23 protein-coding genes are annotated in these 20,148 nt (G+C 58.4%); 10 read left to right on the top strand and 13 right to left on the bottom strand.

Going from position 1 to position 20,148, the window contains the following annotated elements:
• Window positions 1–3: 3 nt before the first annotated feature.
• The 7 genes from AC2FID_RS07460 (at window position 4) to AC2FID_RS07430 (ending at window position 6,284) form a co-directional block, all read left to right on the top strand.
• Window positions 4–1,170 carry a D-alanyl-D-alanine carboxypeptidase family protein gene (locus tag AC2FID_RS07460; RefSeq protein ID WP_108861555.1) on the top strand — a complete coding sequence of 389 codons (1,167 nt, stop codon included), beginning with the start codon at window positions 4–6 and terminating at the stop codon, window positions 1,168–1,170.
• Entirely contained in the window at window positions 1,167–1,793 is a 627-nt protein-coding gene (tmk, locus tag AC2FID_RS07455) for a dTMP kinase (RefSeq protein WP_496760788.1), read from the top strand. The genes AC2FID_RS07460 and tmk overlap by 4 nt, the downstream gene beginning before the upstream one ends.
• A gap of 7 nt (window positions 1,794–1,800) precedes the next feature.
• Window positions 1,801–2,922 (top strand): DNA polymerase III subunit delta', encoded by a 1,122-nt coding sequence (locus tag AC2FID_RS07450; RefSeq protein WP_109310414.1) that lies wholly within the window; start codon window positions 1,801–1,803, stop codon window positions 2,920–2,922.
• Window positions 2,919–3,725 carry a TatD family hydrolase gene (locus AC2FID_RS07445; RefSeq protein WP_496836122.1) on the top strand — a complete coding sequence of 269 codons (807 nt, stop codon included), beginning with the start codon at window positions 2,919–2,921 and terminating at the stop codon, window positions 3,723–3,725. The genes AC2FID_RS07450 and AC2FID_RS07445 overlap by 4 nt, the downstream gene beginning before the upstream one ends.
• Complete coding sequence (locus AC2FID_RS07440) at window positions 3,722–4,519, top strand: MBL fold metallo-hydrolase (protein WP_496836120.1); 798 nt, start codon at window positions 3,722–3,724, stop codon at window positions 4,517–4,519. Before AC2FID_RS07445 ends, AC2FID_RS07440 begins: the two co-directional genes overlap by 4 nt.
• Before the next feature lie 63 nt (window positions 4,520–4,582).
• Complete coding sequence (locus tag AC2FID_RS07435; protein ID WP_496836118.1) at window positions 4,583–5,515, top strand: AEC family transporter; 933 nt, start codon at window positions 4,583–4,585, stop codon at window positions 5,513–5,515.
• 70 nt (window positions 5,516–5,585) lie between these two features.
• Window positions 5,586–6,284 carry a CbiX/SirB N-terminal domain-containing protein gene (locus AC2FID_RS07430; RefSeq protein ID WP_496754883.1) on the top strand — a complete coding sequence of 233 codons (699 nt, stop codon included), beginning with the start codon at window positions 5,586–5,588 and terminating at the stop codon, window positions 6,282–6,284.
• Between the two features lie 31 nt (window positions 6,285–6,315).
• Here AC2FID_RS07430 and AC2FID_RS07425 read toward each other — a convergent pair whose 3' ends face one another.
• From AC2FID_RS07425 to AC2FID_RS07405, 5 genes are all read right to left on the bottom strand, one after another.
• Window positions 6,316–7,326, bottom strand: a complete 1,011-nt coding sequence (locus AC2FID_RS07425) for a diguanylate cyclase domain-containing protein (protein ID WP_496836115.1) — start codon at window positions 7,324–7,326, stop codon at window positions 6,316–6,318.
• Window positions 7,323–7,910, bottom strand: a complete 588-nt coding sequence (locus tag AC2FID_RS07420) for a heme NO-binding domain-containing protein (protein WP_058274418.1) — start codon at window positions 7,908–7,910, stop codon at window positions 7,323–7,325. The genes AC2FID_RS07425 and AC2FID_RS07420 overlap by 4 nt, the downstream gene beginning before the upstream one ends.
• A gap of 120 nt (window positions 7,911–8,030) precedes the next feature.
• Complete coding sequence (locus AC2FID_RS07415; protein WP_282119200.1) at window positions 8,031–9,590, bottom strand: trimethylamine methyltransferase family protein; 1,560 nt, start codon at window positions 9,588–9,590, stop codon at window positions 8,031–8,033.
• A gap of 120 nt (window positions 9,591–9,710) precedes the next feature.
• A complete protein-coding gene (locus tag AC2FID_RS07410; protein WP_496836113.1) occupies window positions 9,711–10,403 on the bottom strand; it encodes an HAD family hydrolase in 693 nt (230 codons plus the stop codon).
• A gap of 25 nt (window positions 10,404–10,428) precedes the next feature.
• Window positions 10,429–10,710 carry a DUF3572 domain-containing protein gene (locus AC2FID_RS07405; RefSeq protein WP_058279646.1) on the bottom strand — a complete coding sequence of 94 codons (282 nt, stop codon included), beginning with the start codon at window positions 10,708–10,710 and terminating at the stop codon, window positions 10,429–10,431.
• An 87-nt stretch (window positions 10,711–10,797) separates the two neighbouring features.
• On the opposite strand from AC2FID_RS07405, the gene AC2FID_RS07400 reads away from it, so the two are divergent.
• Window positions 10,798–12,186, top strand: a complete 1,389-nt coding sequence (locus AC2FID_RS07400; protein ID WP_496836111.1) for a diguanylate cyclase — start codon at window positions 10,798–10,800, stop codon at window positions 12,184–12,186.
• A gap of 5 nt (window positions 12,187–12,191) precedes the next feature.
• On the opposite strand, the gene AC2FID_RS07395 is transcribed toward AC2FID_RS07400, so the two are convergent.
• The 4 genes from AC2FID_RS07395 to AC2FID_RS07380 are packed head-to-tail and all read right to left on the bottom strand — an operon-like array spanning window position 12,192 to window position 14,096.
• Window positions 12,192–12,665: a periplasmic heavy metal sensor gene (locus AC2FID_RS07395; RefSeq protein WP_496754894.1), complete on the bottom strand. Its 474-nt coding sequence runs from the start codon at window positions 12,663–12,665 to the stop codon at window positions 12,192–12,194.
• Complete coding sequence (locus tag AC2FID_RS07390; RefSeq protein ID WP_496704544.1) at window positions 12,662–13,015, bottom strand: hypothetical protein; 354 nt, start codon at window positions 13,013–13,015, stop codon at window positions 12,662–12,664. The genes AC2FID_RS07395 and AC2FID_RS07390 overlap by 4 nt, the downstream gene beginning before the upstream one ends.
• Window positions 13,008–13,622, bottom strand: coding sequence for an RNA polymerase sigma factor (locus AC2FID_RS07385; RefSeq protein ID WP_282119195.1), 615 nt, complete (start codon window positions 13,620–13,622; stop codon window positions 13,008–13,010). The genes AC2FID_RS07390 and AC2FID_RS07385 overlap by 8 nt, the downstream gene beginning before the upstream one ends.
• 6 nt (window positions 13,623–13,628) lie before the next feature.
• On the bottom strand, window positions 13,629–14,096 hold the full coding sequence (locus AC2FID_RS07380) for an EF-hand domain-containing protein (RefSeq protein ID WP_058279674.1): 468 nt from the start codon (window positions 14,094–14,096) through the stop codon (window positions 13,629–13,631).
• Window positions 14,097–14,286: 190 nt separating this feature from the next.
• On the opposite strand from AC2FID_RS07380, the gene AC2FID_RS07375 reads away from it, so the two are divergent.
• Together AC2FID_RS07375 and AC2FID_RS07370 are read left to right on the top strand one after the other, a co-directional pair.
• Complete coding sequence (locus tag AC2FID_RS07375; RefSeq protein ID WP_058279642.1) at window positions 14,287–14,685, top strand: DUF983 domain-containing protein; 399 nt, start codon at window positions 14,287–14,289, stop codon at window positions 14,683–14,685.
• Between the two features lie 25 nt (window positions 14,686–14,710).
• The gene (locus AC2FID_RS07370; protein ID WP_058279673.1) at window positions 14,711–15,412 is read left to right on the top strand and encodes an NUDIX hydrolase; all 702 of its coding nucleotides are present in this window, start codon (window positions 14,711–14,713) and stop codon (window positions 15,410–15,412) included.
• 22 nt (window positions 15,413–15,434) lie between these two features.
• Here AC2FID_RS07370 and AC2FID_RS07365 read toward each other — a convergent pair whose 3' ends face one another.
• Genes AC2FID_RS07365 through nuoN form a run of 4 tightly spaced genes read right to left on the bottom strand, consistent with a single transcriptional unit; the run spans window position 15,435 to window position 20,136 of the window.
• Window positions 15,435–17,102: a ribonuclease J gene (locus AC2FID_RS07365; protein WP_058274410.1), complete on the bottom strand. Its 1,668-nt coding sequence runs from the start codon at window positions 17,100–17,102 to the stop codon at window positions 15,435–15,437.
• Window positions 17,099–17,878, bottom strand: a complete 780-nt coding sequence (locus tag AC2FID_RS07360) for a type III pantothenate kinase (protein ID WP_058274409.1) — start codon at window positions 17,876–17,878, stop codon at window positions 17,099–17,101. Before AC2FID_RS07360 ends, AC2FID_RS07365 begins: the two co-directional genes overlap by 4 nt.
• Before the next feature lie 11 nt (window positions 17,879–17,889).
• Window positions 17,890–18,639 (bottom strand): biotin--[acetyl-CoA-carboxylase] ligase, encoded by a 750-nt coding sequence (locus tag AC2FID_RS07355; protein WP_496836107.1) that lies wholly within the window; start codon window positions 18,637–18,639, stop codon window positions 17,890–17,892.
• A gap of 54 nt (window positions 18,640–18,693) precedes the next feature.
• Entirely contained in the window at window positions 18,694–20,136 is a 1,443-nt protein-coding gene (gene nuoN / locus AC2FID_RS07350; RefSeq protein ID WP_058279639.1) for an NADH-quinone oxidoreductase subunit NuoN, read from the bottom strand.
• Window positions 20,137–20,148 lie beyond the last annotated feature (12 nt).

Below are 20,148 nucleotides of genomic sequence, written 5' to 3'. Positions count from 1 at the left end.
CTCATGCTGTCCTCACTGCGATCATCTGTTTTGACCCTCGGGCTGGCGCTGTTTGCCCTGCCCGCCCACGCTTTCGACACAACCGCCCGCGCGGCCTATGTGATCGATCAGACGACCGGAACGGTTCTGCTGTCGAAAGAAGCAGACCAGCCGCTGCCGCCTGCGTCGATGTCCAAACTGATGACGCTCTACGTCGCGTTTGAGGCGTTGCGCGATGGCCGCCTGACCCTGGGTGAAACCTTGCCCGTGTCGGAACACGCCATGAGCTATGGTGGCTCGACCATGTTCCTGAACACGCAGGATCGTGTCAGCGTCGAGGATCTGCTGCGTGGCATCATCGTATTGTCTGGTAACGACGCATGCGTGGTGATTGCCGAGGCGCTAAGCCCCGATGGGACCGAGGCCGGGTTTGCCCGCTACATGACACAGCGCGCCAAGCAGATGGGCATGGACAACTCGAACTTCGCCAACTCGAACGGATGGCCGGCGGCGGGCCACATGATGTCGGTCCATGACCTTGCCGTATTAGCCAACCGGCTGATCAGCGACTTCCCCGAATACTACCCTCTGTTCGCAGAAGAAGAGTTTGAGTTTGATGGCCGTGCGCCTTCTAACAAACGTAACCGCAATCCGCTGCTGAAACTGGGGATCGGGGCCGACGGCCTGAAAACCGGGCATACGCAAGAGGCGGGTTATGGCCTGGTCGGCTCGGCCAAGCAAGGCGACCGTCGGGTTGTCTTTGTCCTGACTGGCCTCGATAGCACCGCCCGTCGCGCAGAGGAGGCTGAGGCCGTGGTTAACTGGTCGTTTCGCAATTTTGTCGAGAGGACAATTGCCGACGCCGAAACGCCGATAGCCGAAGCCCAGATTTGGATGGGCGCAGAAAAGACTGTTGGGCTGGTGCCCGAAGGGGATCTGACCTTGTTGTTCCCAGTTCTCAATGACAAGGATGTCAAAGCTGAGGTCGTCTATGAAGGTCCGATCAACGCGCCTGTGGAAAAGGGGCAGAAACTGGCTGAGCTGGTGATCACACCCGAAGGATTGCCCGAAATCCGTCGCCCACTTTTCGCGGCCAAAGACGTGCCTGTAGGCGGCTTTGTCGTGCGCATGAAAACCGTTGGCGGTATTGTTCTGGAAGACGTGATCGGCAATCCGCTGGAGGCGATGTGACGAAGGCAGGGTTGTTTCTGACCTTCGAAGGTATTGACGGGTCTGGAAAGTCATCACAAGCACGAATGCTTGCCGAACATTTGCGTGGCCTCGGTTACGATGTCGTTCTGACCCGCGAGCCCGGAGGATCTGCAGGCGCTGAAGAGATCCGAAGCCTTGTTCTGGAAGGTGACACGGATCGCTGGTCCGCAGAGACGGAAATCCTACTGTTTACGGCCGCCCGCCGGGATCATTTGGAACGCACGATCAGGCCAGCGCTGGCCGAGGGCAAAGTCGTGATCTGCGACCGCTTCGCCGACAGCACCCGCATGTATCAGGGCCTGTCGCGCGGCGATCTGCGGGGATTGGTCGATCAATTGCACGACCTGATGATCGGGCGCGAACCCGACATGACCGTTTTGATCGACATGGACCCCGAAACCGGGCTGTCCCGCGCCAAGGGGCGTCAGGGAACAGAAGAACGGTTCGAAGATTTCGGGCTGGATCTGCAACAACAGATGCGTGCAGGGTTTCTGGCCCTTGCGGATGAGTATTCCGACCGTTTCCGCGTGGTTGATGGTAACCGGGACATGGACAGTGTTGCACAGGATGTGACAGATATCGTTCTGCAAGCTTTGCGATAGACGATAGATGAGCGACGACACCCCAACCCCGGATCAGGCACCCGGTGCCCCACATCCGCGCGAGACACTGCGCCTGTTTGGTCAGGACGCGGCGGAACAGGCTTTTCTAAGTGCCTATACCTCTGAGCGTCTGCACCACGGCTGGTTGATTACTGGTCCACGTGGGGTCGGCAAGGCGACGCTGGCCTGGCGGATCGCGCGATTTTTACTGGCAACACCTCCGACTGAGGATGACGGGCTATTTGGTGCACCGCCACCGCCCGATAGCCTTGAGATCGATCCTGAACACCCCGTCGCGCACCGTATTCAGGCTGGGGCCGAGCCCGGCTTGGCCGCAATTACCCGATCTCTGAACGATCAGGGGCGGTTGCGTAATGAGATTGTGGTTGATGATATTCGCAAGCTTGGCAAGTTCTTCGGCCTTTCCTCGACTGACGGTGGCCGTCGCGTTGTGATCGTGGATGCCGCGGATGAGATGAATGTCAGCGCCGCCAACGCGCTGTTGAAAATGCTCGAGGAGCCCCCGGCCCGCACCACCCTGCTGCTGATCTCGCACCAGCCGTCGCGTCTGTTGCCGACAATCCGGTCGCGGTGCCGGACACTGCGCCTGTCTCCGCTGGGATCTGAGAATATGGAAGCCGCGCTGATGCAGACCGGCACAGAAATGCCGGGACAGGCGGATCATTTGGCTGCACTGGCTGCCGGGTCCGTGGGTGATGCGGTGCGCCTGATAAACCTGGGCGGGCTTGAGATTTACGCCGAGCTGATCGCCATTCTGGGCACCCTGCCCCGAATGGACCGTCAGCGCGCGCTTGCCTTGGCCGAGGCTGCTGCCCAACGTGGCGCGGCCGAGCGGTTTGAACTGTTACTGACGTTGATCGACGTCGCCCTGTCCCGGCTTGCGCTGACCGGTGCAACCGGCGCGGCCCCGATGCCCGAGGCCGCTCCGAACGAGGCAGAAACCCTTGCCCGCCTGTCTGCCTCACCGCAGCAGGCCCGCAAATGGGCAGAGGTCGCTGCAGTGATCACCGCACGTGCGCGTCATGGGCAGGCGGTGAACCTTGACCCTGCCGCTCTGGTCCTAGATACGGTGTTCAAGATACAGGAAACCGCCGGTCAGAGCAGATGAGCAATACGCCCGAAATCACCGACAGCCATTGCCATCTGGACTTCCCCGATTTCGAAGGTCAGCTGGATCAGATCGTGGCCAATGCTACCGAGGCTGGCGTGACCCGCATGGTAACAATTTGCACCCGCTTGCGGAACGAACCAACCGTCCGCGCCATCGCCGAAACCCACGCGCCGGTCTTCTACGCGGCTGGAACGCACCCGATGAGTGCCGCTGATGAGCCGATGGCATCGGTCGATGAACTCGTCGCCTTGTCCCGGCACCCCAAATTTGTAGGTATCGGCGAAACCGGGCTGGATTATCACTATACCGCCGACAGCGCAGCGGTGCAGAAGCAATCCTTGCGGTTGCATATTGAGGCTGCCCAACGCACTGGCCTGCCTTTGATCATTCACGCCCGTGCCGCCGATGACGACATGGCCCGCATTCTGGCCCAGGAACACCGCAACGCGCCCTATTCCTGCGTGATGCACTGCTTTTCATCTTCTGCCGAACTGGCCAAAGCCGCCCTTGAACTGGGGTTCTACTTGTCGATGTCCGGCATCGCGGCCTTTCCCAAAAGCCAAGAGCTTCGCGATATCTTTGCCAGCGCCCCGGTCGACCGCATCCTTGTTGAAACCGACGCGCCATACCTGGCCCCCCCCCCGTATCGCGGCAAACGGAACGAGCCCGCCTATACCGCCCACACAGCGCGCAAAGGGGCCGAGGTGTTTGGGATGGACTACGCCGATTTTGCTGCCCATACGCAGGCAAATTTTGACCGGTTGTTCACCAAAGCAGCGACCTACAAGGCGGCTGCATGACCGAATTGCGATGCACCATCCTTGGCTGCGGATCATCCGGCGGCGTCCCCCGGCTGGGCGGGCATTGGGGCGATTGCGACCCCAAGAACCCCAAAAACATCCGTCGCCGCTGTTCAATGCTGGTGGAACGGGACGGCCCGGACGGTACAACCTCGGTGCTGATCGACACCTCCCCCGACATGCGCAGCCAATTGCTCGACAGCGGGACCGGACGTCTGGATGGAGTTATCTACACCCATTCGCACGCCGATCACGTCCACGGCATCGATGACCTGCGTATGATTGTGTTCAATATGCGCGAGCGCGTGCCCGTGTGGGCCGATGGCGACACACAGAACGCCTTGCTGGGACGGTTCGGTTACGCCTTTGTCCAGCCCGAAGGTTCACCCTACCCGCCGATCCTTGACCTGAAGTCCATCGACGGCCCGTTCGAGGTGGACGGCCCCGGCGGCCCGATCCCGTTCCAGCCATTCAAGGTCAACCACGGCTCGATCGACTCGCTTGGTTTCCGGATGGGCAACCTGGCGTACCTGCCGGATGTGGCGGAAATCTACGACGAAGCCTGGGCGACGATGGAAGGGTTGGATTGTCTAGTGATCGACGCGCTACGTCGGAAACCTCATCCGACCCATGCGCATCTGGAAAGGACGCTGGGCTGGATCGAACGACTGAACCCCAAGCGGGCGGTCCTGACCAACATGCATATCGATCTGGACTATGCCACGGTTGATGCAGAAACCGCCGACAACATCACCCCAGCCTATGACGGAATGGTGATCCATCAGGCGCTTTAAGACCCCACGCAACCAACCTGGGACGCAGCAATTTTGCGTCGGCCCAGCCTGCAAAGCGGTGCCATGCTTCAAAGTCTGATCGACGTCATTCTACCGGTTTTCCTTGTGATCGGAGCAGGTTATGCATCGACGCGGTTGGGGTATTTCAAGGAAATCCACATCGATGGGTTGATGAAGTTCACCCAGGGCTTTGCAATCCCATGCCTTCTGTTCCTTGCAATCTCGCATCTGGATCTAAGCGCTAGTTTTGATCCCCGGCTTCTGGTCAGCTTCTACTCAGCAGCTGGCCTGTGTTTCACTGCTGGTCTGCTCGGTGCACGGTTGATCTTTGGCCGGGATTGGGAAGATTGTGTCGCCATCGGGTTTTGCTGTCTGTTCTCGAACTCTGTTCTTTTGGGATTGCCTATTACCGAACGCGCCTATGGCCCCGAAAACCTGACCGGCAACTATGCGATCATCGCCTTCCATTCACCCTTTTGCTACGGCGTTGGCATCACGGTGATGGAGGTTATTCGAAATCGCGGCCAAGGTGGCCCCCGCATGGTCAAATCCATCTTGTCGGCCATGTTCCGCAACGCACTGATCCTAGGCATCGCGCTGGGTTTTGCCGTGAACCTGTCAGGCATTGGCATACCTGCGGTCGTGGACGAAGCGCTGGGCCTTGTGACCCGCGCCGCCCTGCCCGGGGCGCTGTTCGCGCTTGGCGGAGTGCTTGTGAAGTACAAGCCCGAAGGTGACCTGCGCGCCATCGCCTTTGTCTGCGCGATTTCACTAATGCTGCATCCCAGTCTTGTCTGGTTATTCGGTTCAACAGTTGGCCTGCCGCAAGACCTGTTCCGCTCGGGCGTGCTGACGGCAGCGATGGCTCCCGGTTTTAATGCTTACATCTTTGCCAATATGTACGGACGGGCAAAACGGGTCGCGGCCTCGTCCGTTCTGGTCGGAACCGGCGTCTCGATCCTGACAGTCTGGCTTTGGCTGACATTATTGGGATAGCGTGACGTCCCACGGATTGACTTTGCACCAGCCGGACACACCTAACTGAAAAGCCACAGGATACTCCTAAATGCCGCACGCCCTGATCGTCGCCCACGGCCAACCCTCGGACCCGGCCCCTGCCGAAGCGGCGCTAGCTTCCTATGCGGCAGAGGTCGATGCGTATTGCGATGGCGTCAGCGTTCATTCAGCTACGCTTGCTGCGCCTGGAATGCTGGAGGCTCGTTTGGATGAACTGCCCGACGACACTGTCATCTATCCCCTTTTTATGGCCAAGGGGTGGTTCGTGACACGTGCGCTGCCCAAGCGTCTGGGTGATAGAAACATCCAAATTCTGGACCCGTTGGGCGTTGACCCAGAACTCCCCGCTTTGGCTGCGGGCGCATTGCTGGATGCGCTATCGGGCAAGGGGTGGGACGCGGACAAAACGGATCTGGTTCTGGCGGCACATGGATCGGGCCGTAGCCGCAATCCATCAGCTGTCGCCATTGAGTTTTCCAGGGAACTGGCCCGGTGCATGACCTTCCAATCCATCCGCGTCGGGTTTGTGGAAGAGGCCCCGTCCATTGCCGAAGCCGCGACCGGGGCTGGCGATCACTCTCTGTGCCTACCCTTCTTTGCCTGCACCGGCGGGCATGTTTTGGATGACGTGCCACAGGAGCTAGAGCGAGCGCGGTTCAAAGGCCACGTGATGCCGGTTGTCGGAGAGCTTCCCCCGATCAAGCGCCATATTGCGGAAATTCTGACACGGGCTATTGCGCTGGATTAGCTTAAATACCCGCCCCGCGCGGATTCATAAGTCATTGAGAACTGGCCGGCTTCAGCCCAGTGGTCGCAAGTGCCGAGTACAGACAATGCCGCGAACGCCCCTGCCGCTTTGCCTCGTACAGCGCCTGATCCGCTGCATTCAGCAGCTCTGCCGCATCCGGCGTGCCAAATTGCGTGGACAAGGCCGTTCCGATGCTAGCTGAAATCTTACACTGGGCACCCTGAAACATCATGGGTTGGCATAGCCTGCTGATCAGGCGCCCCGCTATGTCAGACAGGACACTTTCGTCGACCAGACCTTTAAAAATGATAACAAACTCATCACCACCGATCCGGGCGACCGTGTCCTCAGTTCGTGTTTCTTCCTCCATAATGCATGCGGCCTGTTGCAACACAAAGTCCCCCGCCGCATGGCCAAGGCGGTCGTTGACACTTTTGAAGAAATCCAAGTCCAGATGCATAAGCGCAAAAGCGCAATTGGCCGTGATCAGGTGGCCGAGAACCACATCCATCGCACGGCGGTTTTTCAACCCCGTCAACATGTCTGTCACCGCCTGTTCTTCAGCGGCCAGCATAGCTCTCTGCAGTCGCAAGTTCAGTGAGCGCGATGCCTCCATCGCGGCTGTTTTCGCCTCAACCAAGTACAGCAGTTCGATCGCCAGATCCGTGCCAGAGAAATCCGCGCTAGTCAGGGCATAGTCACGAACTGCATCCAGTATCGAAATCCCGAAGGACAGGTTGATGATGGCCCCGTTCCCCTTTGGCAAGGGCGCGATTAGCCCGGTCAGCGCGGTCCGAGGCTCGTCGTGAAATTTCAGATGTACTTTGCCACCGGTCAGAGATAACAGCGTGGAAATCGTTGTTATTGTTCGCGGTCGCACAAGTCCAAAAACGTCCAGAAAATCGCGCCCCTGCATCGGATGGTCCGGACGGAGCTTTTGCAGCGTTGGTCCTGCGTTTACGATCATGCCCTTGTCATCCACCATCACGAACATGGGGCACAACGTGTCCAAAAGAGCTGAGAGTTCAGAGGCTTGCATCATGACTTGCGCGCCCCAAGATCGAAATGACGCCCTTCGGCAAAGGCGCTTTCGATCAGAACGATCGTGATGACCTCGGCGTCGGCCTGCTGCCCTTCATGCGACAACATGGCCAATGCTCCATAATCGTCTGCAATTGCCCGTAATACGCCGACCATCACGCTGGAATAGCCTGGCAGGCCGGGGTAGCAGTACAAGTGATATTCTGCCGGTGACACCTCACACAACTCCAGCATTGGCAGACGCAGATCGGATACTGCAAGGCGGGCACGATCCGATAAGTCATCCAGCGAGTGCAGGAATTCGACATATGTCACACCGCCGAACCGAAGCAGTCGGCGCAAATCTTCCATATTGGGGTGCGACACCAGATAGGTCCCAAGATCCTCCAGTATCTCGGCCCGTGGACGATTCAGGTCAGCACATAACACGTCCAAAACCTGCGCGGTCATGGCGTCGTCATAAAGCAGCATTGCCTCAAACTCGGCAAAACCCAGGCCCGCAGCCTCGGTCACCCGCAGCCAGCAGGGTTGTCCATAAGTCGCGCAAACAAATGATTGTATTGCCCGATTGATCAGACCATGCATGAGATGCCCCAAATTGGTTACGCCCCAATCTGGACAGACAATCCTTAACAAATAGCCAAAAACCACGTTGCGGTGATGGCAATCCGACAGAGTCTCAATCTGGAAGTCACTGTTGTTACATTAGAAATCCGTCGGCGCGCCACCCTCGGCCTTTCGGCGGGCAACAAAGTCCTCCAACTCCTCGCGAATCCCGTCATCTATCGGCGGGGGCTCAAAGCTGGTTACGATTTCCTTGAACATGTGGTGGGCGCGCTCAGCGGTCCAGATGCCGCCAGCCACGTCCCAACCTTCATAGTTTTTCCAATCGCTCAGGAACGGCTGATAGAACGCGGTCGTGTAGCGGTCCTGGGTGTGCTGAATACCAAAGAAATGGCCATCGTTCCCAACAGACTTGATAGCATCCAGCGCGATTTCATCTGGGCCTGTTGCTGTGATCTCGGGCTGCATGTATCGCTGGATTTGCTGCAGAATTTCACAATCCATAATGAATTTTTCGGGGCTCGCAATCAGCCCGCCCTCAAGCCATCCAGCCGCATGATACACCATGTTGGTGCCCGACTGCACAGCAGCCCAGAGCGAGTTCGACGTCTCCCACACAGCTTGCCCATCGGGTACGTTCGCCGCACACACGCCCGAAGACCGCATCGGCAAACCATAATATCTTGCCATTTGGCCGGTCATCTGGGTTGAGCGCATATATTCGGGCGTTCCAAACGCAGGCGCGCCAGATTTCATGTCAACGTTGGACGTGAACGTCCCGATAACACAGGGAATTCCCGGCCGGACATATTGGAACAGCGCAATTGCGCACAACGCCTCGGCCAAGGATTGCGCAACCGCACCGGCCATCGTAACGGGCGCCATCGCACCGGCCAATGTGAACGGTGTCACGACAATTGCTTGCCCGCGCCGCGCAAGACGCAGGCAGCCGTCAATCATCGGATGGTCGTGTTTCAACGGTGAGGTCGAGTTGATGTTGGTATACATCCGCGGGGTCGCTTCGAACTCTTCATGGCTGTGACCTCCAGCGATCCGCACCATCTCCATCACGTCCTCAACGCGTTCCTTACCCAGCGAATAGGCATGCATCGCCTTGTCGGTCAGCGTCAGCTTGTCATAGAGCACGTCCAGATGTCGGACGCTGGCGTGGATATCGACCGGCTCGACCGGATAGCCCCCCGCAAAGTGAATGCAGTTGAAGTACTGCGTCAGCTTCAGCAAATTCCGGCACATCTCGCGATTTCCGGCCACCTTGGTACCAATCTCAAGATCCCAGTAGTTCGGAGGAGAAGACACGTTCCCGAACAACAGGGTTTTGCCACCAACTTCAATCGTCTTGTCAGGATTTCGCGGCGTGATCGTGAACTTTGATGGCGCTTTGGCCACCATTTCCATCACAAAGTCACGACCCATGCGAACGTTGTCGCCATTGATCGTACAGCCTGCCTCTTTCAGGATGCCAAGGGCTTCTTCGTTGTAGAACTCGATCCCGATCTCTTCGAGGATGCGCATGGCCCCCTCGTGGATCGCTTCGATTCCAGCTTGGTCCAGCGGTTCGGTGGGTTTGTCGGTATTGATCGGCGGGTTCCACGGCATTTGGTCGATCACCGCGCTGCCCCTGCGCGCTGCCGCACCTGCCCGTCCCCCTCCGCGCCGTTTGCGAGTCTGTGTGTCAGCCATTGGATCCCTCCGGAACTTGCTTTCTTCAAGCAAGCCCTGAAGTCGGCCCAGTGGCCGCTCTGTCTGCGACAAGGTTTGTCGGTTTTATTACTTGGACAGTCGAATTCAGCCGAAGCTGGATCAGTTTTCTGCCAGCCAGGCGGGAATGTGACCGATGTCCGGCAGCACGACATCTGCCATCGGAGCAAGCGCCTTGGCCGGCGCCAACCCCGTCAGCACACCGATTGTGATCATCCCCGCCGCTCGCCCGGCCTGAAGATCATGCAGGCTGTCCCCCACCATCGCCACCCGCGACGGGTCGACACCAACATGGGTTGCAAAGGCAATCAATTGCCCGGGCCCGGGTTTGAACCCATGGCCGCTGTCGTAGCCAGCAACAAAATCAAAGTGGTCGCGAATCCCGACTGAGGCGAGATGTTGCATCGCTGGCATTTCCCCGTCGTTCGTGGCCACGCCCAGCTTTAGGCCCGCCTGCCGCAAAGCATCGAGGAAGGGAACCAGCGGAACAGCCGGGGCCTGTGTCGCCGTCGCCGATTCCGTGTTCAGAATGTCAATCAGCTCATCGCTGGGCATATCCGGGAAGTAGGGTGCAAGGGCTTCGGCGATCTCCTCGACGGTCCCCGCAATCACGATGCTGTCGTCGGCATATTCTTCCGAAACCGGATCAAACCCGATGGCCCGGCCCAGTTCGGCAGCCCGTTTTTGGTCGCCATCTGACAACTTTTCCAACACGCTGCGCCCGAAACCACCCCATGTGTCCGCAAAGTCAAACAATGTTCCGTCCTTGTCGAACAAGATCGCATCGATGGGCATTACATGCTCCTGTCAGTGAATTGAATCAGGTCCAGTGAACGTCGCCACCAGACAAAACAGCCCGCGCCTGACCCGGCAGGTCATAGGGCACGGAATTGGCGTCACAAAAGGCGATCACCCACGAATCGTCAAGCATCAAGAATTCAAGAACCGAACTCAGGAACTCCGACTCTGATGCGCGAACCCGCAAGTCCTCGGTGGATGCACCCGTCGAGCCCAAAAAGATCGGCAGCAATTCGTCATTCCCGACCAGCCAGCCCAGGACGTTCAGGGCAAGCGTTTCGGCGGATTGGGCGGTGATCGGCATAAAGAGGCCTCGAATATGCATTTGGAAAGGGTTTGTTAACCAGACTCATAAACACTTTGGCAACGCATGCAATCAACGGTGACAGATATGTCCGTGCAGGGAACCATCCTTGTCCTAGACGGGACTTCGACCAATCGCATTATGCTAAAAGTTCAGCTGACGGCGGCGTGGTATCACGTGGTTCAGGCTGAAAAGCTGCAGGGGTTGGCCGGGCTGCTAAGTCGCACACGCCCCGATCTGGTGCTGGTGGCGCAATCGCTGCCCGATGGCTCAGCTGCGGACGTCAAAAGACTGGTGATGGCCAACGCGGAACTGGCCGATGTACCGGTCGTTGCAATCGCGCCGCAGAACGACAAGGCGGCAAGATTGCAGGCACTGTCGGATGGGTTAGACGACGTGTTGGCAGCCCCGTTCAAGGACACCCTGCTTCTGGCGCGAATTCGCAGTCTGCTGCGCGCGCGCGCAGATACGCAAGAGCTTCAGCTGGGCGGCGGATCACATCCAGTCGGATTTGCAGAACCCGCGACCGTGCTGATTACGCCGTCGAAATCGGCCCATGTGGCCATACTGACCCAAAGCGCCCGGATCGGGACATTGTGGAAATCCGCGTTGTCCGAGAGATCGCATCACAGCCTAAGCACACATGCAGCTTCGAACATGCGTGCTTTGCTGTCAGGGCCAGTGCCAGACGCGATCCTAATCGAAATAGATACGACGGCCGCGGGCCTGAATACGTTGGCGGACCTGAAGTCACGCGGGGCAACTCGGCATACCGTATTGATCGCCGTCTTGGCCGATGAAAATGCGACAATGGCGAGCGAGGCGCTGGATCGTGGCGCTGACGCCGTGTGTATGGGGGGGTTCTACGTCGAAGAGGTTCAACTACATATGGATAACCAGATCACGCGAAAGGCCCGAATGGACCAAATGCGCGCCTCATTAAAGCGCGGGCTGGCCGAGTCGTGGGTCGACCCCCTGACTGGGTTGCACAACCGTCGCTATGCTATGCAAGCTATGGATAAGTTGGCACGACAACCATCGCAAACCGGTCACGGTTTCGTTGTCATGTTGGCAGACCTGGATCATTTCAAAACCATCAACGACCGTTTTGGGCATGTCAGCGGCGACCAGGTTTTGATCGAGGCCGCAAAGCGCATGAAGCGCACGGTTGGCGCGGCGGGTTTTGTCGCGCGCATCGGGGGAGAGGAGTTTATGATAGGTCTGCCTGACAGCTCTCAGGCTGGGGCGATGGATCTGGCTAAAACCCTGCGCGACTGTATCAGCAAGACACCATTTTCTCTGCCCGATACCTCGGCCCCTGTGCCAGTCACCATTAGCATCGGCCTGACGGCGCCGATCCCGCCCCTGCCCCTTGGTGACCCGGTGGAGCGGTTGCTGAAATCCGCCGATTCTGCGCTTTATGCAGCCAAGAAGGCTGGTCGCAATCAAGTAAGGATCAGACAGAGCGCTGCCTGAAACCCTCAGTCCTTTTTCTTGTGACCACGCGGGCCTCGTTTTACGACCTCTTCCAGCCGGTCGGCATAGACCAGACGATCTTCATCGCTCATGGCTTCAACCCGGGCCAACCACTCTTGCTGCAGCGCGTTCTGCAAGTCGGCCATGGACTGCGCTTGTTGGTCCAGCAGGGCTTGAACCGCCGTAGCGTCAAAGGGGTTTGCCCGCAAAGCAGTGCTGAGTTGGGCAAAATCCTGGGATCGGTTGTGTGCACCCTTTTTGTGTCGGTCGAACAGCTCGCCCCGCATGGCTTTACGCTCTTCCTTTGGCAGCGCACGATACAGCGCCGAACCAAAACCTGGCGGAGATTTTGCATGATCCCCCCCTTTGACTCGCAGCGCGGTCCCCAGGGCAACGCCGACGATCAACAGGTTCAAGGCCAGCGAGATGACCAGTAGAACCGACATCCAGCGGTTTTTGGGTTTGGGGCTATCGCTCATTCGGCGTCCTCCAGAAAACTCGTATCCAGACTTAGGTCAGCGACCACGAAACTAACATCCTGCGCGTAAATGTAATTGGCGGGATCAGGCAAAAACGCCGGTGCTGAAAAGCCGATCCAGACGCCCGCCATACTGGCGGCAACCAAACCGCCCATTCCCTGCCAGCCGCCAAACCCGGCCAGCAGGCGCGCCCAAAGAGAGTTTGTCTTTGGCTCATCTGGCTTCAGGCGACCCAGCCGAACAGATTCCGCGTCGGTGAGAATGCGCACAGCCAGATCATCCGGCAAGTCTTGCCGATCCTGCCGGGCTTGGGCGAACAACAGATCCAGATTGTCTTTGTCGTCAGTCATCGTCGTACCCCAGTTCATCACGTCGCCCGGCCAGAATCGCCGCTAACGACCGTTTTCCTCGTGCCGTAAGGCTTTCCACCGCTTCCACCGAAATACCCATGATCCCAGCGATTTCAGGGTTGGGCAATTCCTCAATATGCCGCAAAACAACAGCTTGTCGTTGACGCTCCGGCAGTTGTGATAGTGCCATTTGCAGGGCATCCTTTCGGGCTGCGTCCTGCAGACGATCGGCCGCACTGGCCTTTTCATCTGCTGGCTCTGGCACATCCGCCAGTCGGTCCGGCGTCTTTTTGCGGCGCAGATCAACACACAGATTTAGCGTCACGCGATAGAGCCATGTCGATACTTTGGCCTGACCGGGCACCCAATCGGGTGCCATCTGCCACAGGCGCATCATCGCATCTTGTGTCACATCTTCAGCCTCGGCGCGATTGCCCAGAAACCGAAGGGCCACTGATAAGCTGCGCGGCGCAAGCCGATCGGTGAGAACGCGCGCCGCCGCAGCATCGCCATCGGCAAACTGCCTGAGCAACACATCGTCGCCCAATTCGTCCGCGGCGTAATCCACGCCGCGAACGTATTGTGGAGCAGAGGTCAGGTCCTCCATCCCGCATCAGCTGTCGTCAGAGTCCGCTTTCCCATGTTTCTTGTGGCGCTTTCCCATTCTGTCTTTTGCATCGGCAAATTCTTCTTCCGAGATAGCGCCGTCCTCGTTCGCGTCGATCCGGTCAAACATCTTGTCAGCACGGCGCGGCTTGGGCAACTCGTCCTCGCTCAGAAAACCGTCCTTGTTGGCATCGTTGCGTTCAAACATCTTCGTAACACGGTCGTTGGCCTTCTTTTGACCTGCTGCCTGCATCTCTTCGACGCTCAGCTGGCCGTCGCCATCGGTGTCGGCATTGGTGAAACGCTGATTCCGATGAGCCTGCATTTCTTCCTTGGTCACCTGCCCGTCACCGTTCGCATCGAGCTGTTGAAAGGTCACAGGTTCGCGATCTTTACCGCCTGCGGCGAAAACGGATGTGCCAGTGATTGCCAGTGCTGACACAATGATTGCCGGAATGAATTTGGCGCTTTTCATAACGTTTTTCCCTTGTTTTCGCGGCGCCATTGCCGCTGCTTACATAGGTTCAAACGGGGCAGGCATCCCATTCCGTCGCAGGAAGTGAAACTTTTTTAGAAACGTCTTAGCGATGCAAAGCGACGCACCCCCTTTCCCGAAGCTGCAAACAAGCGTTATATCCTCATCATTGGAACGCGCGAGTATCAACATGACAGATCAGACGATCGAAACCCACGATGTAGAAGACCGCCCGACAAAGCCAGCACTGGTCAAAGGGTTCCGTTGCCGTTGCCCAAATTGCGGCGAGGGCAAACTGCTGCACAGCTACCTCAAGGTTAACAACGAATGTTCGAATTGCGGGCAAGAGCTGTTTCACCATCGCGCCGATGACGGGCCGGCCTATCTGACTATTCTTCTGGTGGGTCACCTGCTGGCACCGGCGCTGCACTTATCTTATGTCCATTGGCGCCCTGAGCCCCTGACGATGTTCCTGGTTTTGGCAATTGGCTGTACTGCCCTGTCACTATTCCTGCTGCCACGATTGAAAGGGGCAGTTGTCGCCTATCAATGGGCTCGTCGCATGCACGGCTTTGGCCAGTCCGCGTGATCTTGGACCGCAAGTTGAGCAACGGATGACGGTGGACAAAACAGCCATACGCGACGCGGCGACAGTCATCGTTTTGCGGGATCGTCTGACCAATCCATCCATCCTGATGGGGCAACGCGGTGCAAAAGCCGCGTTCATGCCCAACAAATTTGTCTTTCCAGGCGGCGCTGTCGATGCGTCTGATGCAGATGTTGCACTGTCAACAGATCTGCCCGCTGTGTGCTGTGATCGCCTTGCGGAGCGGTCACAAGCCGGGCTGCAAAATGCCTTGGCGGCGGCGGCGATCCGAGAGCTTTGGGAAGAAACCGGACTGATTTTGGGCCAACCAGGTGATTGGGCGGGCCCGCGGACCGAAGATTGGGCGACATTTGCGCAGATGGGATACCGCCCATCGGCACAAGCACTTCAGTTCGTTTTTCGTGCCGTCACCCCGCCTGGGCGACCCCGCCGGTTCGATGCACGCTTTTTCCTGGTAGACGCCGCCGCAATACAGGGCGATCTGGATGATTTCAGCCACGCCTCGGACGAGCTGTCACATCTGCAATGGGTGCCGCTGGACCGGGCGCGCGAATTCGACCTGCCGTTCATTACAGAAGTCGTGCTGGCCGAAATCGCCGCTCGGGTGACAGACCCAACACCACCTGAAACTGTTCCGTTCTTTCTGAACAGTGAGGAGGAAAGCCTTTTCCTCAAACTTCGCGGTTATCCCATGCCAGAAGCAGACTGAGGGCCGGTGGCCCTCAGACACGTTATTTCATGCGGCTGATTACCGTGGTGACTTCGGGCTTTTTCCCAATCTCGGTCTTTGCTGTTTGGCGAACGATCCGGCGTATTGCCTCTTCCAGTTTGTCATCATCGCGCAGGGTCTTGGCATCGGCCCGCATCAGGAACTGATTCAGGTCTTCTTCTAGAACTTCAACCAATGCAGCCCGGGACGATCCAATCTCGGACAGACCCATCGTATCGCACCACGGCTCGCCCAGTGGTTCGTCCTCTTCGTCCAGAATGACCGTGACAGTGACGTGCCCGTTCAGCGCCATGCGAATCCGGTCACGCACAACCCCATCCAGGGCGCCAACTTTGACCGTGCCGTCCAGATAGGTCCGTCCGGTTTCGACATAATCGACAACCCGTGGCGCATTCCCTGTCAGATCCAGCATGGTTCCGTTTACGGCCAGAATACCGGTACGCCCACCAGCTTCGGCCAGTTTGGCATGCTCGCGCAGGTGACGATGTTCACCGTGCATCGGAATGATCATCTGCGGATCGACCAGCCCGTGTACTTTCTCAAGATCCGGACGGTTGGCGTGACCAGACACATGGTACAGGCCCGCACTGTCATCGACCACATCCACGCCCTTTTCACTGAGCTGGTTCATGATGAAAATCACGCCACGCTCGTTGCCTGGGATGGTTTTGGACGAGAAGAGAAACAGATCGCCCTCTTTCAGTTCCAACCCGCGGTATTTGCCCCGCGCAAGTTGTGCGCTGGCCGCGCGGCGTTCTCCCTGGCTGCCGGTGACGATCAGCATCAGGTTCTGGCGCGGCATGTCCACAGCCTCTTCGGCGCTGACGACGCGTGGAAAGCTGGTCAGAATGCCCGTTTCGGTCGCGGCTTCGATCATCCGGCGCATCGCGCGACCCAGCAGAACGACCGAGCGCCCCGCCCGTTCACCCGCCTCGGCCAGCGTTTTCACACGTGCGACATTCGACGCAAATGTGGTGGCAACAACCATGCCGCTGGCTTCCTCAACCAGCCTGGTGATCTCGGGGCCGACCTCGGATTCCGAACGACCCGCATGGGGGGAAAACACGTTCGTACTGTCACACACCAGCGCTTTGACGCCAGACTTGGCAACCTCAGCCCAGAGATTGGGGTCAAAAGGTTCACCCACGATCGGATTTTCATCCAGCTTGAAGTCGCCGGTATGTACGATCCGCCCCTCTGGCGTGTCGATCACCAGGGCAGCGCTTTCGGGGATCGAATGCGAGACCGGCAGGAAACCCACCTTAAACGGACCAACGGAAATCTGTTCGGGCCAGGCCGATGCAGTATGTACGGCATCCTCGGGGTGTCCGTGCTCTTCCATCTTGCGGCGCGCGATGTTGGCGGTGAAGGCCCGTGCGTAAACAGGCGCACCCAGCGCCTCATAGCAATGCGCCACAGCGCCCACGTGGTCCTCGTGTGCGTGGGTAACGAACACGGCTTCCAGCCGGTCGGCACGTTCGCGCAGCCAAGAAATGTCGGCATGGATCAGGTCAACGCCCGGGGTGGTGTCCATGTCCGGAAATGTCACGCCCAGATCCACAAGGATCAGCCGTTCCTGACCGGGTTTGCCATAGCCGTAGACATAGGCGTTCATGCCAATTTCGCCGGCACCGCCCAGCGGTAGGTAGATCAATCTTTCGCTGCTCATGTCGAGCCATTGTCCTTGTTATAGCGATGTATCACGGTAAGCCCGTGCATCGTCAGATCATCTTCGATTGCGTCAAACCCCACGTCCGCCTGATCGAACAGCGGCGCGAGCCCACCGGTTCCAACGACTTTCATCGGCATTCCATATTCCGCCTTGATCCGGGAAATCAGCCCCTCGATCAATCCGGAATAGCCCCAATACACGCCGGATTGGATACAGCCAACCGTATTCGTGCCAATCACATTTTCAGGGCGGGTGATATCGATATGCGGCAGGGCAGCCGCGCCCTGGTGCAACGCCTCGAGGCTGAGATTTACGCCCGGCGCAATGATCCCGCCGACATAGGCCCCATCCGCCGCAACCACATCAAAGTTCGTCGCCGTGCCAAAATCCACAACAACCACGTTGCCGCCATGCCGGTCAAACGCAGCCACCGCGTTGGCCAGACGATCCGGACCGGGCACTGTGCCCTCGTCTACACGCGGATTCATCGGCAACAGACAATCGGGCTTGCCCACGACAAGCGGCCGACATCCAAAGAACCGATCAGCAAAGACCCGCAGGTTGAACACAACCCGAGGCACGGTCGAGGCGATGATCACATCAGTAATTTCAGCCTCGATCCCATAGTGTTTCACCAGCGTCGAATACCACGTGAAATAGGCATCCGCCGTGCGCGCATGGTGGGTCGATGTGCGCAGGGTGCACAGAAACCTTTCACCGTCCCAGATCGAGAACACAGTGTTCGTGTTGCCGCAATCAATAGCCAGAAGCATCTGGGCCTCCTTCAGAAAAACACATCCGCCGCCGGAATGCTGACGCGGCCTTTGGCGGTGTTTAGGACAAGATTGCCCGCTGCGTCCACCGTTTCAAAGGTTCCAACCGTTTCCGACGCTGCGGTACGGGCGGTGATGACCTCACCCAACTTGGCAGCCCGGGCCAACCACGCGGTCCGGATCGGTTCGAACCCGTAAGTCACGAATTGGTTCTCGTATCTGGCATAGGCGACAGCCAGTTCGGTCAGAAAATCCTCGGGCGTTACGTTGGCTCCGGCTTCCGATAATAGGGAAACCGGTCGGACGGCGCCGGGTTCTACCTGATCTGCTCCGGGTGCCTCTGACAGGTTCACACCGATGCCGATGGACAGGTGCGAGACGCCGTGCCCCTGCCCTGTGCTTTCCAACAAGATACCCGCCAGTTTGCCGCCGTTCAGCAATACGTCGTTGGGCCATTTTAGGGACAAGCCCGTCGCCCGACCAGTCACTGCAACGCAGGCGTCAAACAGCGCCAGCGCAGCCACAAAGCTGCGCAGTGCGGCCTGTTCCGGATTTCCCTGTGGCCGCATCAAAAGGGTCGCGGCAAGATTTCCCTTGGGATTTGCCCATGCCCGACCCCGTCGCCCACGCGCCGCCGTTTGGTGATGCGCCATGATCCACACCGGACCGGTCGTGGTCGGGGCCATGCGGGTGGCCTCGTTCAATGTGCTGTCGACCTCTTGCAGCACGTGCAGGCCGTATCCCTGTGGCCAGTCTGTCATGTCAAAAAGGCCCGGTCTGCTGACCGAGCCCCCAAGTTTGCTGTGTTACGCTGATCAATTGACAAGAGTGGCCGCCGCAGCTGCCGCCGCGCCTTCAATACCGAACTGATAGAACACACCCACCAGCATCAACGCAGCCGAGCCCATTAGAGCAACCCACAGAACCGGCGAAGAATGCGTTTCGATCGGGTCGTCGTTTTCAGCTCCGAAATACATGTAGAACACGATCCGCAGATAATAAAACGCGCCGATGACCGAGGCGATGGCTGAGGCGATCACCAGCCCGGTCAGGCCCGCGCTTACGCCAGCCTGCCAGACACCGAATTTGGCGAAAAAGCCCAGCATTGGTGGGACGCCCGCCAGGCTGAACATCAGGATCAGCACCGCCAGCGCCTTGCCCGGTTCGCGTTTGGAATATTGGCGTAGGGCGTCGATGTCCGTGACCGGTTTGCCGTCTCTCTCCATCATCAGGATGAAAGCGAAAGTGCCGATATTCATCGTCACATAGATGGCCAGATACATCAGCATAGCCTTGATGCCCAACTCGGTTCCCGCAGCCAGTCCGATCAGCGCATAGCCCATATGGGCAATCGACGAAAACGCCATCAGCCGCTTGATGTCACGCTGGCCAATCGCTGCGACCGCACCCAACAGCATCGACAGGACCGAGAGCAAGACGATCACCTGTTGCCAGTCCTTGATCACACCACCAAAAGCGTCGTGCATTACGCGTGCGAACAGGGCCATGGCCGCCACTTTCGGCGCTGTGGCAAAGAAAGCGGTGATTGGCGTGGGCGAGCCTTCATACACGTCCGGTGTCCACATGTGGAACGGCACAGCGGACACTTTGAACGCCAGACCCGAGATCAGGAACACCAGACCAAACAGAAGGCCAACCGAAATCTCACCATCCTGAACCGTCTGGATGATACCCGAGAACAGCGTGGTGCCTGTGAACCCATAAACCAGCGAGGCACCGTACAGCAGCAGGCCCGAGCTGAGCGCACCAAGCACGAAGTACTTCAAACCGGCCTCGGTCGATTTGGCACTATCCCGGCGCAGCGCGGCCACGACGTACAGCGACAGTGACTGCAGCTCCAGCCCCATGTACAGCGACATCAGATCGCCAGCACTGACCATCATCATCATGCCGACAGCGGCCAGCGCAACCAATAGAGGGAATTCGAATCGCAGCAGATCCCGACGCGCCATATATTCCTGGCTCATCACCAGAATGGCAGCCGCTGATAGCAGGATCGCCACCTTCGAGAACCTTGCGAACCCGTCATCGACAAACATGCCATTGAACGCGACATTGGTGCCATCGCCGTTGGTCGCGATCCAAATCGCCAGCAGCGCCATCAACCCAGCGGTTGTCCAGACCAGCAAAGGTGCCAGCCCGTCTTTCGTCGTGTAGACAGCCGCCAACAGCGCCGCCATCGCATATACGGCCAGAACAATCTCTGGCAGGATTATCGTCAGATCAGCCTGGATCATGTCTCCAAAGCC

Source organism: Ruegeria sp. CDSC068, assembly GCF_059610545.1.
This window is presented reverse-complemented; position numbering and strand designations above follow the sequence as displayed.